Annotated in this window: 11 protein-coding genes; 3 read left to right on the top strand and 8 right to left on the bottom strand. The window is 56.6% G+C overall.

Annotated features, from left to right (window positions below):
- Nucleotides 1-42 precede the first annotated feature (42 nt).
- Both ACYQ11_RS19285 and arsB read left to right on the top strand, forming a co-directional pair.
- Nucleotides 43-480, top strand: a complete 438-nt coding sequence (locus ACYQ11_RS19285; protein WP_459925453.1) for an arsenate reductase ArsC — start codon at nt 43-45, stop codon at nt 478-480.
- Between the two features lie 10 nt (nt 481-490).
- Nucleotides 491-1,669, top strand: coding sequence for an ACR3 family arsenite efflux transporter (gene arsB / locus ACYQ11_RS19280; RefSeq protein ID WP_459925452.1), 1,179 nt, complete (start codon nt 491-493; stop codon nt 1,667-1,669).
- A gap of 73 nt (nt 1,670-1,742) precedes the next feature.
- On the opposite strand, the gene ACYQ11_RS19275 is transcribed toward arsB, so the two are convergent.
- From ACYQ11_RS19275 to ACYQ11_RS19265, 3 genes are all read right to left on the bottom strand, one after another.
- Nucleotides 1,743-1,964, bottom strand: coding sequence for a hypothetical protein (locus ACYQ11_RS19275; protein ID WP_459925451.1), 222 nt, complete (start codon nt 1,962-1,964; stop codon nt 1,743-1,745).
- A 75-nt stretch (nt 1,965-2,039) separates the two neighbouring features.
- Complete coding sequence (locus tag ACYQ11_RS19270) at nt 2,040-4,850, bottom strand: PAS domain S-box protein (protein ID WP_459925450.1); 2,811 nt, start codon at nt 4,848-4,850, stop codon at nt 2,040-2,042.
- 205 nt (nt 4,851-5,055) lie between these two features.
- Nucleotides 5,056-6,129, bottom strand: a complete 1,074-nt coding sequence (locus tag ACYQ11_RS19265) for a TOBE domain-containing protein (protein ID WP_459925449.1) — start codon at nt 6,127-6,129, stop codon at nt 5,056-5,058.
- 175 nt (nt 6,130-6,304) lie between these two features.
- Between ACYQ11_RS19265 and ACYQ11_RS19260 the strand changes: the two genes are divergently transcribed.
- Nucleotides 6,305-7,237, top strand: a complete 933-nt coding sequence (locus ACYQ11_RS19260) for a sulfite exporter TauE/SafE family protein (RefSeq protein ID WP_459925448.1) — start codon at nt 6,305-6,307, stop codon at nt 7,235-7,237.
- A 24-nt stretch (nt 7,238-7,261) separates the two neighbouring features.
- Here ACYQ11_RS19260 and ACYQ11_RS19255 read toward each other — a convergent pair whose 3' ends face one another.
- The 5 genes from ACYQ11_RS19255 to ACYQ11_RS19235 form a co-directional block, all read right to left on the bottom strand.
- Nucleotides 7,262-7,501, bottom strand: a complete 240-nt coding sequence (locus tag ACYQ11_RS19255) for a toxin-antitoxin system HicB family antitoxin (RefSeq protein ID WP_459925447.1) — start codon at nt 7,499-7,501, stop codon at nt 7,262-7,264.
- Nucleotides 7,498-7,917: a putative toxin-antitoxin system toxin component, PIN family gene (locus ACYQ11_RS19250; RefSeq protein WP_459925446.1), complete on the bottom strand. Its 420-nt coding sequence runs from the start codon at nt 7,915-7,917 to the stop codon at nt 7,498-7,500. The genes ACYQ11_RS19255 and ACYQ11_RS19250 overlap by 4 nt, the downstream gene beginning before the upstream one ends.
- A gap of 115 nt (nt 7,918-8,032) precedes the next feature.
- The gene (locus tag ACYQ11_RS19245) at nt 8,033-9,097 is read right to left on the bottom strand and encodes a radical SAM protein (protein WP_459925445.1); all 1,065 of its coding nucleotides are present in this window, start codon (nt 9,095-9,097) and stop codon (nt 8,033-8,035) included.
- Nucleotides 9,094-10,194 (bottom strand): glycosyltransferase family 2 protein, encoded by a 1,101-nt coding sequence (locus ACYQ11_RS19240; RefSeq protein WP_459925444.1) that lies wholly within the window; start codon nt 10,192-10,194, stop codon nt 9,094-9,096. The genes ACYQ11_RS19245 and ACYQ11_RS19240 overlap by 4 nt, the downstream gene beginning before the upstream one ends.
- Nucleotides 10,191-12,083: a tetratricopeptide repeat protein gene (locus ACYQ11_RS19235; protein ID WP_459925443.1), complete on the bottom strand. Its 1,893-nt coding sequence runs from the start codon at nt 12,081-12,083 to the stop codon at nt 10,191-10,193. The genes ACYQ11_RS19240 and ACYQ11_RS19235 overlap by 4 nt, the downstream gene beginning before the upstream one ends.
- Nucleotide 12,084 lies beyond the last annotated feature (1 nt).

Raw genomic sequence — 12,084 nt, 5'->3', positions numbered from 1 at the left:
TTCCAACTTGAGGGAAGTGCATAACCAGAAAAGGATAAAACGATGGATAAAAAAATCAAACTGTTGTTTCTTTGCACCGGCAACTCCTGCCGGAGTCAGATGGCCGAAGGCTTTGCCCGGCATCTGAAGGGTGATGTGATCGAAGTTTATTCGGCCGGGATCGAAACCCACGGGCTCAACCCCCACGCCGTGAAGGTCATGGCCGAGGCCGGGGTGGATATTTCCGGCCACCGTTCCAAGCATATCGACGAATTGGCGGGAACGGCTCTGGATTACGTGGTCACGGTCTGTGATCACGCCCACGAGACCTGCCCGTTTTTCCCCGGATCTCACACCATCATTCATAAAGGATTCGATGATCCCCCGAAGATGGCTGCGGCATTCGACGACGAGGATGCGAAACTCGACTGTTACCGGACGGTCCGGGATCAGATCAAAGCCTTTGTGATTACCCTGCCGGATGCCCTGACTCAAAAATAAGGAGAAAAGCATGGAACCGTTTAAGACGGAACAACGTCACATGACCAGCGTGTTCGAGCGCTACCTGACGGTCTGGGTGGGGCTTTGCATTGTGGGGGGGATCGCTCTCGGAAAAATCGCCCCGGATCTGGCCGGTGCTTTGGATCGCATGGCCCTTACCGTCAACGGCGCGCCGGTGGTGTCCATTCCCATTGCCGTCTGCCTGTTTTTTATGATGTATCCCATCATGGTCAAGATTGACTTCGCCTCCGTGGTCAAGGCCGGTAAAAGCGGAAAACCCGTTTTTCTGACCCTGTTTATCAACTGGTGTGTGAAGCCCTTTACCATGTACGGCATCGCCTTTGTGTTTCTGGGAATGTTGTTCAGAAGCCTGATCGGTCCCGAGGCCGTGGATCTGGTCAAGATGCCCTTTGGCCTTGACCTCCCGATGGGCGCCGAACACGGTGCGGGTCTGGTGGTTCTGCAGGACGGGGTAAAAATGCTTCAGATCCCCCTGTGGCGGAGCTATTTTGCAGGCTGCATCCTTCTGGGCATCGCCCCCTGCACGGCCATGGTTCTGGTCTGGGGATACCTGGCCCGAGGAAACGACGGTCTGACCCTGGTCATGGTGGCCGTCAACTCCCTCACCATGCTTCTGCTCTACGGTATTCTGGGCGGCTTTCTGCTCGGGGTGGGCAAACTTCCCGTGCCCTGGCAGGCGCTTCTGCTCTCGGTGGCCGTCTACGTGGCCCTGCCCCTTGTGGCCGGATATTTTTCCCGGACCTGGGTCATCGCTGCCAAAGGGGAAGCCTGGTTCAAAGAAACGTTCCTCCATGTGCTGACCCCGTTGACCATCGGCGCCCTACTGGTCACCCTGGTGCTGCTGTTCAGCTTCAAGGGTGAGACCATCCTTGCAAACCCGCTGACGATTTTATGGATCTCCATCCCGTTGTTCATCCAGACCGTTTTGATTTTCGTCCTGGGATACGGTGCGGCCCGGCTTCTGAATCTGCGTTACGAGGACGCAGCCCCGGCGGCCATGATCGGGGCCTCCAACCATTTCGAAGTGGCTATCGCCACCTCGGTGATGCTGTTCGGTCTGTCTTCCGGCGCGGCCCTGGCCACGGTGGTGGGGGTTCTGATCGAGGTCCCGGTGATGCTGATGCTGGTCAGATTCTGCACCCGGACCCAAGGCTGGTTCAAAGCATGACCCAGACTTTGGTCCGGGGATAACATGCCGAATTGAAGGCAATTTGAAATATTTCAACCGATGTCGTCATGGTTCAATTTAAGGCGGCTTCGGTCAGATCGTTCAGTTCATGATCATCGGAATAGAGTTCTGAATACAACTCGGCTGATTTTCGAAGGTCTTCACGCTCTATTTCGATTTTGAAGCGGTCAAGGGCTTTCCGAAGCATGTCACTTTTATCTTTAAAACCGTATTTTTTATAATCATTCAAAAACCGCGACTGTGTTTCGTCGACGTTGAATTTAGCCTGCAACATGATACCTCCTGTCAGGACCTTATTATGGGTACGTTATGATGGGCCCATTATAACGTCCATCAAATTGGAAGTCAATCATGACCCTTCAATCCGTTTGACAGCCCGGGCCAGCTGGTCCCGCGTGTAGGGTTTTTGAACCACGCCGCTGAATCCGTAATCCTTAAAATCGGCCATGATGGGATCGTTGGAATAGCCGCTGGACACGATGGCTTTGACATGGGGGTCGATACGCAAAAGCTCGGCCATGGTTTCGGCCCCGCCCATGCCGCCGGGAACGGTCAAATCCAGGATGACCGCGTCAAAGGCCGCACCCGAAGCATGGGCCTCACGGTACAGACGGACGGCCGCGTCCCCGTCTTCCGCACAGGTCACCGCATACCCCAGTTTTGTGAGCATGCGTTCGGCCATGTTGAGAATGGGCCGCTGGTCATCCATGATCAGGATTCGGCCCTGGCCCCGATGACTCTCCGACGGGTCGACCGTTTCCGGTTCCAGCGGCTTCGCCGACGCGGGCAGATAAAAGGTAAACACGGTTCCCCGGTCGATTTCGGATCGGACCTCAATATGGCCGCCGTGTTTTTTGATGATTGAATAGGTCGAGGCCAACCCCAGCCCGCTGCCGTCCTGTTTGGTTGAAAAATACGGGTCGAAGATCCGCGGCAGATGTTTTTCCGAAATGCCGACGCCCTGGTCTTCAACGGTAACACGAACATAGTCTCCACCGGGCAGCGGCAGGGACTCATCGGAACCTATGGTCACATTCTCCGTTCGAACGGTGATTACCCCGCCGCTCGGCATGGCCTGATTGGCGTTGATGACCAGATTGCCGATCACCTGGTTGATCTGACCTTCGTCGACTTCCGCAGGCCGCAGGCCTTCGGTCAGATGAAACGTCACGTTCGATTTTGCGCCCCTTAACGAAAAAACAGCCGATTCCCGAATCACTCGATTTAAATCCGTAACCCGCTTGACCGGCGTTCCTCCTCTGGAAAAAGTCAGCAGTTGCTGGGTCAGGGCCTGAGCCTGCCTGGAGGAATTTAAGACATCGGACAAAATCTCTCCCAATTCACTTTCCTGATCGATAAGGGACATTGCATGGGAGGCATTGCCCGTGATGACGCCAAGCATGTTGTTGAAATCATGGGCAAGACCTCCGGCCAAGGTACCAATGGCCTCCATTTTCTGAGCTTGCCTCAAGTGTTCCTCGACAATTTTGCGGTCCGTGATATCGGTGTGGGTGCCGCACATCCGCAAGGGCTTGCCCTTGTCATCCCGACTGACGATTTTGGCCTGATCCAGAATCCATTTGTACCGGCCGTCTTTGGTTTTCATGCGGTACTCCATTTTGTGGGCGTCGGTCCGTCCCTCAAGATGATCCTGAATGGATTGCCAGGCGGCGTTGCGGTCATCGGGATGCTGAAGATCGGTCCACTGGGTCACCGTGTACCTGATTTCGTCAAGGGTGTAACCGAGCATGGCGGCCCAGCGTTCGTTTCGGTAAACATCGCCGGTCACAATATCCCAGTCCCAGAAACCAAGCTGGCTTCCGTCCAGAACGAAGGACAGGCGCTCCTCGGATTCCCTGATGGCCGCCTCAATCCGTTTTCGGGACGCGATGTCCCGCAGGATGGCTCTGCTGTGCGTGATATGCCCCGTGTCGTCGTACATGGCCGAGGCATTGAGACTGATCCACAGAGTGCCTCCGGCCTTGAGAATCAAAAGCAGTTCGACATCCTGAATGGTACCTGATGTGATAAACGATTTGACGGCCTTTCCCACCGAGTCCCGGCTGCCTGCATGAAACAGGCCGATAAAGGGGCGGCCGACCACCTCCTCCGGATCATACCCGCTGATGCGGCAAAACGTCCGGTTGCATTGCATCACCTCCCCTTGGGCATCGAAGCTCAGATACATATCGGGGGCGTTGTCGTAAAGGTCCGAATACCGTGCTTCCGACTCCCGCATCGCCTGCTGGGCCGTTTTGAGTTCATCCACGGTTCTCGACAGGGTCCGATGCAGGGCCACCACGGTTCTGTATCGCCAGGTCATCATGATCAAAGCGGTCAGGGCGACGCCCACACCGAGCAGGATAAGAATCCGGGAGAAATTCCAGAAATGTTTGGGCGGGCCATACCATTTTTCATAAAGACTTCGGTAATCCGGGCTTTTCAGAAAATCAGCCACGGCATTGTCGAGTCGCCGGACAAGCGCCGGATGCCCTTTTTTGACCGCGATGCCCCGTTTGATTTCTTCAAGGGGGCGGCCAACCTGTTTGATCTTTGTTTCAAGACCTGTTTTTGAGGCCAGGCTGACGAGCGGCTGATCCGGGTAGACCAGGGCGTCCACATTGCCCGACATCAGGGCCATGAACGCTTCTTCCATCGACCCGAAAACCTGAAGGTCGATGCCGTCGCCTCTCTGTTTCATCAGAACCAGGCCCTGATTCTTGTCGACAACCCCCACCGTGCGACCGTCCAGATCGTCGAGGCCGGAAATCCCCTCGGTGCTGCTGCGGATAAAAACCACGATGCGGAAGGTTTCGTAGGGGCGCGTAAAATCATACAGATCAAGCCTCTTTTCCGTGATCCCCAGATTGGGAATGATCAGAGCCTTGTTCTCCTTTACGGCGTCGAAAGCCTCCGGCCAGTTTGCACAGACCACGTAGCGGACGGTCAGCCCCGTGGAACGTGCGATCCGGTCCATGACATCAATGGCGAAGCCCTGGGGGGAGCCGCTTTTGGAATCGATAAAATAATGGGGCGGCCATTGACGAAGCGTTATGGCGGTCAGCTCTGTGGGATTCGCCTCGTCGGAACATTCGGAACGAATCGGACAACACAAGGCAATCACAAGAAAAACCAGAAAAACGAAAGGACGCCATCTCATGGAAGACTCCCGTCAAAGGTTGTTTGGGCACGGACGAAACAGGGGTGACACCTCCCCTGTTTCGGGCGAAAGGAAGGCATGCCGGCTGGTTCAACGAATGGGTATTTCTCGTTATGACAAAAACGTAACCATTCTATCCGATATCCCGATCACGGTCAATCAGAGGATTTAAGTCAGAGCACGCGTGTCGCCATTTACGAGATCATCAATCCTGATGCAGAATCACGGCGAACCCGTTGAACAGGGCCCAGACCCGGTCGCCTTCGGAAAGCTTCAGGCGGTCGTTTGCTTCGGAAGACACAATGGCGCAGAGTGCGGTGCGTTCGGATACATCGATCCGGTATTCGGTGTTGACGGCGCCGGTTTTGATGGAGGTCACCGTTCCCTGCAATCGATTTTCGGCACTGGTTCGGGGCTCGTCCTCACCGGCATAGAGATCGATCCAGGGTGCCTTGACTTCGGCGGTGACCAGCGAGCCTCGGGCCAGTCCCAAGGCCGCCAGACTGTCGGTGGTGATCACCGTTGAAAGGCTCTGCCCTTCGACGGTCATAAGGTCCACCCGGGCCTGGATGTCGCCGGTGACGATCCGGTTGATCTTGCAGAAAAACGCGTTCCGGGCACTGGTTTTCCGGGAGGCCTCCCGCTGCATGTACAGGCGGGTGGCCTCCCGGATTTCATCGGGGGAGAACTGAACATAGGACGAGGCCTGGTTGGGCCGCACATGCCCGAGAAGAGCCTGGACAGCGGGCAAAGGCATATTGCCCCGCAAGAGCTCCACGGCCCGGGCCTTGCGGATCATTTCCGGGCCGCCCATCTGCTTGTGAAATCCGCAGGCTTCGGCCCGTTCGTAGAATTTCCGGCGGACAAAGGCCGGATCGACATTGAACCCCCCGCTTATCTGGTCCCTGAACGCCGCATCCGAAAGAACGCTCCGGAGTTCGTCACACAACGAGTCCGACAGGGGAACGGTCCTTGAACCGGGCAGGGTCAGGGTATGACCTGCGGTATCGATATCCGTAAAGGGATTCATGCCGAGCATTTCGTTCAGCTTGGCCCCCGTGTTCCGGATCAGGAGAAACACCAGAAGAATCCGCATCCGTGCGTGGCGGACATCCTTCCTGCTCGACTCCAGGGCCCAGTCGCGGAAGGCCTTTTCCAGAAGGGTCAGCTGCACCGTATCGAGGGCCTGTGGGCCCTCATCCACCGGCTTAATCGTGGTGTTCTGCCCGATGGTCCCGTCCGGACGGCCTGCCCGGCGTTTCTTTTTTTTCATAGTCATAGTTATATGCCGCCTGGGAGTTAATCATGGATCATTGGGCATCATTATCCACCAAACGGCATGGTGAATCAAGAGCGGAAAAAGGGATTGACAATCCCGGGCCTGCGGCGTTATATCTATTGACACGATTTGATATTTAATCGTGTCTTTTAAAATCTTGCATCATGGAGGCCGCATGTATTTTCCCGTCGCCGGTATCGAGGTCGCACTTTGGGTTCCCCCCCTGGTGGCCCTTATCATTTCCTTTTTCACCTCCATGGGAGGCGTGTCCGGAGCCTTTCTGCTGCTGCCCTTCCAGATGTCTTTCCTGGGCTACACCCACCCCTCGGTCAGCGCCACCAACCAGGTGTTCAATATCGTGGCTATTCCCTCGGGGGTGTACCGGTACTGGAAAGAAGGGCGCATGGTCTGGCCCCTGACGGCCCTGGTGGTGATCGGAACCCTGCCGGGGGTGTTTATCGGCGCGGTCATCCGGGTGGCCTGGCTGCCTGACGCTCGGCATTTCAAGGTCTTCGCCGCCTGCGTTCTTTTTTATATCGGCATCCGCATGGCCCGGGATCTTTTCAAAAAGAACCAGGCCAACACCAGTGAACAACGGTTCCAGGAACTGGTCCGGAACCATGGGACCAACGCCGGAGGCGAGCCCCTCCCCGCCGTCACGGCTGTCCAGGTAAGCCTGAAACGGCTGTCTTACACCTTTTACGGCGAACGATCCGATGTGTCGATGATCGGCATCGCGTCACTGAGTTTCATCGTGGGTATTGTGGGCGGGGTATACGGCATCGGCGGCGGATCGATCATCGCACCCTTTTTCGTCAGCGTGTTCGGGCTGCCCGTGTACACCGTGGCCGGAGCCGCCCTCATGGGAACCTTCGTCACCTCGGTGGCCGGCGTGGTCTTTTACCAGATCCTGGCCCCCTTCTACCCCGAGATGTCCGTGGCCCCGGACTGGCTGCTGGGATTCCTGTTCGGCCTCGGGGGCATGGCGGGCATGTACCTTGGCGCACGCTGCCAGAAATTCGTCCCGGCCAAAGCCATCAAATGGCTGCTGTCCGCCATCCTTTTCTTCACCGCCGTGAAATACATCGTGGATTTTTTCAGGGTTTGAGGTGGAGTGTTGCAGCGGTGATTGTCAGTCGATTCGATCCTGTTCTTCGGGGTCGACATCGGGAACTTTATCGAGGACGGCCCTGAAACGGTTGACATCGGCTTTTTGAGCCCTCTGCAACAAATAGCGTTCCGTCATCAGCGCCGCCATTTTTTCCGCAGCAGCAGACGAGATGAACTGATTGATTGAAATACCTTCCTCTTTGGTCAATTCACGGATTTTTTCATGAAGTGAGTTGGGTAATCGTAAACTTAATGTACTCATGACAATATCCCCATGTCGATTAATAATTCTTTAGGATCAAGGAGTTTCAGGCCGAAGCGATCAATATCTTTAAAATCCCTCTTGTTGTACGTGATGATCGCATCGCACGACGATGCAACGGCTGCCTCCAGAATATGATCATCGAACGGATCAGGTAAAAAAGGCCGCCATAAATAATAAATATCCTGATGCTCCGAAATCCCGCATAAAAAATCGATCACATCATCGACATCATCCGGTGTTATGGCCTCTGGCAACGCCATTCGTTTCAAAACCGCCTCATACTCAACGACCAGAGGCACTGAAACAACCGTCGTCAGCGATCTGTAAGGTAAAAGAGCCATAAGCTTGAAAGACGCTCCTCTTCTTGATCTTAATGCAGCAACCAGAACATTGGTGTCGATGATAATTTTCATATGGTATTAAATATCATACCAATTGGGATGTCGTCAAAATGTTATTTCGATCTGTCCGACAATCATTCCGATCAAAATTATGCGGAGGCTATCGGCAAAAGTTGCGCAAGTGGCATCATCCCCTCCAGACGTTTCTGAGCATCCGAAGAGCCAGCTTTGGATAGATGCCGGGGCTGAACACCACGTTCAGGCGCTGGAAACATTCCCATGTGCAATGGCAGCCGGTTTTTTTGATGCGTTCCATGGCGGCCCGGGACGCGGTGAGGGCCAGGATACGATAGGGATCAAAGGCGTGATCGCGCACGTTGCCCAGCCGGGTGTTCAGAACCTCGCACAGCAGAATCTCTCCGTCGGATCTCAGGACAAACCCCCGTCTCCCCGCCTTGCATGATACCGTCTTTTTATTGTATTTCAAGCTGTTGTATATAATTTCCTCAACCATCCGGTCAATGGCGATCCGCAGGTGGCGGAACGGGTAATGGGGGGCCAGGGTAAGGTTGTCGGCCATGGCGATTTGTCGGGTCAGGGCCCGGTAATCGTCGGCGGTAATTTCTTTGAGCGTCCGATCCGGCAGATCGTCTCCCCGGATCATGCCCACATAATACGGCAGGCCCAGTTCCTCCCTCACCCGTTTGGCCAGGTCGGGCAGAACGTCGATGTTGGCGGCATGGCAGGTGCCGCAGGCGGCCACGGTCAGACGGTGTTCGGTTTCGGCCAGATTGGCGAGACCCTTGAGCGTTTCCATGGCCCGGGCGTAGCTCCCCGCCCTTCCCCGCAGGCGGTCATGGACCTCTTCGGGACCGTCTAAGGACACCCCCACACTCAGATGAAGACCCGGGCAGTCCGACAGCACCTGCCGGGCAAAGGCCACGGCCCGGTCCGTGTGCCAGCCGTTGGTCACCAGGTTCAGCATGTGCAAATCGTTGTTTTGGTAAAACGTCCGGGCGACGGCGGTAAGATCCCGGCGCAGAAGCGGTTCTCCCCCGGCCAGGGTCAGGTACTTCACATGGCCCATGGACCGGGATACGGCCTCGATTTCGGCAAGGGAAAGATCCGGGCCCAGGGCGGCCCGGCCAATCCGGTTGAAGCAGTGGGCGCAGGAAAGGTCACAGGCTGCGGTGACCCAGAAAATCAGATAGGCCGGATGGGGGCTGACCAGAAATTTAAATTCATCGATCATGATTGACGGTCTCGTAAAACGTTCGAGGTCAAGGCTTGCGAAGCCTGAGGAATGAGGCGTACTTCGGGTGCGCCGCAATGACGAGGGCTGACGCGTAACGCAGACATCGGACGTTTTTCGAAGCCGAACAGGGCGCGTATCATGCCGAGGTTGATAAAGGTGTATTCAAGCTGCCGGAACACCACGGATATCAGGGAAAGGCCAAGCGAATGCCGACGCCTTATATGCCGGGAAAACGAATCATCCGCCGTGTAAAACAGCGCGGCGCACAGGGCGTACAGCCCGATCCCCGAAAGGGGCCGGATCAGGGCCATGACCATCGACAGGTCAAGCAAAAGGGCAAAACAGGACCGTAAAAGCGACTGGGCCGTGAACCGGAACGGCAGGTTGGGCATGGCAAGGGCGATGGGCCGGATGTGACGGCTGCGCAGATACACTTTCTTCAGGCGTTTGATCAGGTTTTCGCTCTGATGCAGGTGAACGAGGCCGGGATCGAAAAACACGGCGCCCGGCTTGAACCGGGCCAGCCTCAGTCCCAGCTCGAACTCCTCTCCCCCGCTTCTCTCATAGTCTTCGGAAAATCCGCCGAGGGCATGAAAAAAGGTCTTGTCCACGGCAAAGCACTGGGTGAACACGGACACGGCCCAGTTGGCGGTCTGGTAATAATTCCATGACACGGCCATGTAGTGATGAAAGGCGGTGGCCGGACGATTGGCCGGGCAGATGGCGGTCGGTCCCTGGACAATGGGGCCCCGGCCTTCGGCAAGATGGCCGTAGAGCCGCTCAAGGTGGCACTCGTCCAGCATCACGTCCGAATCCATGAACAGCAGATAATCGCCCCGGGCCAGCTGTGCGCCCCGGTTTCTGGCCGCCCCCGCCCCCCGGTTTTTATCCATACGGCAGCAGCGAACCGAAAGTGTCCTGGAATGCCATGCAAAGGGAATAGGGCTGTGGTCGTCGACCACAATGACCTCGGGCCGGGCGGCACCCTCGGGCAGACGGCCGCAGGCCCGTTCGATGGAGGCAAGCCCCTGCACAATGGCCTCATTGTCCCTGAAGAAAGGGATCACGATGCTGAGTAAGACGCTCTCGCTCATTTATCCCCCTTCCGGTATCGATCGATGAGGGCCGCAAAGGCCGGATGATTTCTTAGGGCATAAAGATCCGGATCACGGTCCAGGTGATCCCAGGCCCGGAAGCCCTTTTCAAATGCCTGTTCGAGATAATAAAGGGCACGATCGGGTTTTCCGGCCAGGGCGTTCAGGCAGGCCAGATTGTAATACAGGCTCACCGATGCGTCAGCATGGCGATCTATCAGAGAAAGGTAAAGCGTTTCGGCCTCGGCATAGCGTTTTTCTCTGATCAGAGCCTGCGCCGCCCCGGCGGCTTCCTCTAAGGACACGGGCTTTGAGGCCAGGGCGTCATTCAGCATCCGCTCACGCTTTTCCCTCTCGGCGAGAAGTGAAAGGGCCCGGTCCCGGTTGGCCCGGGCCAGATCAAACCCCGGCCAGGCGGCCAGCGCGCGGTTAAAATATCCGAGACTGCCTTCGATGTCCCCCTGTTTCGCATACAGGGTTCCCAGGTTGTTCAGGGCCTCGGCGTAATCGGGTTCAAGGGAAAGGGCTTTTCGGGAGATATCCATGGCTTCGGAAAACCGACCGGCTTCTCCCAAAGCCAGCGCCAGATTGGTCAGGGAGACGGGGTCGTCCGGATTCACGGACACCGCGTGGCGAAACAGGGTGATGTCGCTTTTCCAGTGGGCGGTCTGGCGGAACGTCAGCACGCCGAAAATCAGGATCGATAAAACCGCCGCCAGAGGAACAATGGGTTTAAAACGGCCCAGAGACCGCGAAAGCATCGATAGTCCAAAGGCCGGGATGATGAACATTCCGATCATCGGCAGATAGGTGAACCGGTCCGCATGGGCCGGGAAATACCCCTGCTGCATCAGGCCCGAGGCCGTGACCAGGTTGCCGACGTAAAAGAACCAACCCACGAACAGGAAGGGCTGTGTCCGAATGCGGACCAAGGCAAGAATGGACACGGCGGCAAGCACGGAAAAAGCCCCTAAGGCATGGGCAATCGGGACGGACTCGGGATAGGGATGAAACACCGCAAGATCGACGGGCCACACCAGATTGACCAGATAAATCACATCCGCCGTCAGCATGACGGACAGTCGGCGCCCCAGGGGGATATAATCGAGCGGCGCCACGTTTTTCCTCACGTCCCCCAGATGGACACCGATAAAAAACACCGCCAGCATGATCAGGATCAGCCCGAGGACGGGCAGGATCACCCCCCGGTTCTCTGCAACCCATGACCGGAGCGTTTTGCCGGAGCCGTCGTATCCGTCAAGGGGCCAGAGCGTCACGAGAAACAGCGTGAAGGGAAAGGTCATCATGACGGGCTTGGACATCATACCCAGAAGAAACACGACGATCAGCAAGCCGTAGCTGCCCCAGGTCCGCCGGTCCAGAAACCGGGCCCAGACAAACAGGCCGGAAAGAAAAAACATCGCGGCCAGAAGGTTCTTCCGCTCGCTGATCCAGGCCACGGTCTCCACGTTCAACGGATGCACGGCAAAGACCGCCGCGACCCAGAGACTCGGCCATAAAGCGCCGGTGTATCGATACAGAAATCCGAACAGAAGCAGCACGTTGACCGCATGAAACACCATGTTCATCAGATGGTGGTATCCGGGAGAAAGCCCGAACAGCGCGCAGTCCGTCATGTGAGACAGGCTGGTCACCGGATGCCAGTACGGCCCCCGCCCTTTGCGGAAATCAAAGGCGTCTTTGATCCCTTGAATCGTGAGGCCCCGGTTGATCGACGGGTTGTCGGTTACATAAACCGCATCATCAAAGCTGATGAATCCGGCCGAGGGCATCCGGGCGTACACCGCACACATCAGGACCACCAGCAGCAGGCCGAGAGCCGTCTCGCGGATTGAAAAGGGTGATCGCTTCCGGCGGGCCGTTTCCATA

It is taken from the genome of Desulfatiferula olefinivorans (assembly GCF_054657895.1).
This window is presented reverse-complemented; position numbering and strand designations above follow the sequence as displayed.

Excerpts from the sequence above, each read along its gene's own strand:
- ACYQ11_RS19240 (WP_459925444.1), bottom strand. The coding sequence starts at position 10,194 with ATGAGCGAGAGCGTCTTACTCAGCATCGTGATCCCTTTCTTCAGGGAC.
- ACYQ11_RS19250 (WP_459925446.1), bottom strand. The coding sequence starts at position 7,917 with ATGAAAATTATCATCGACACCAATGTTCTGGTTGCTGCATTAAGATCA.
- ACYQ11_RS19275 (WP_459925451.1), bottom strand. The coding sequence starts at position 1,964 with ATGTTGCAGGCTAAATTCAACGTCGACGAAACACAGTCGCGGTTTTTG.
- ACYQ11_RS19245 (WP_459925445.1), bottom strand. The coding sequence starts at position 9,097 with ATGATCGATGAATTTAAATTTCTGGTCAGCCCCCATCCGGCCTATCTG.
- ACYQ11_RS19260 (WP_459925448.1), top strand. The coding sequence starts at position 6,305 with ATGTATTTTCCCGTCGCCGGTATCGAGGTCGCACTTTGGGTTCCCCCC.
- ACYQ11_RS19265 (WP_459925449.1), bottom strand. The coding sequence starts at position 6,129 with ATGACTATGAAAAAAAAGAAACGCCGGGCAGGCCGTCCGGACGGGACC.
- ACYQ11_RS19285 (WP_459925453.1), top strand. The coding sequence starts at position 43 with ATGGATAAAAAAATCAAACTGTTGTTTCTTTGCACCGGCAACTCCTGC.
- ACYQ11_RS19270 (WP_459925450.1), bottom strand. The coding sequence starts at position 4,850 with ATGAGATGGCGTCCTTTCGTTTTTCTGGTTTTTCTTGTGATTGCCTTG.
- ACYQ11_RS19235 (WP_459925443.1), bottom strand. The coding sequence starts at position 12,083 with ATGGAAACGGCCCGCCGGAAGCGATCACCCTTTTCAATCCGCGAGACG.
- arsB (WP_459925452.1), top strand. The coding sequence starts at position 491 with ATGGAACCGTTTAAGACGGAACAACGTCACATGACCAGCGTGTTCGAG.
- ACYQ11_RS19255 (WP_459925447.1), bottom strand. The coding sequence starts at position 7,501 with ATGAGTACATTAAGTTTACGATTACCCAACTCACTTCATGAAAAAATC.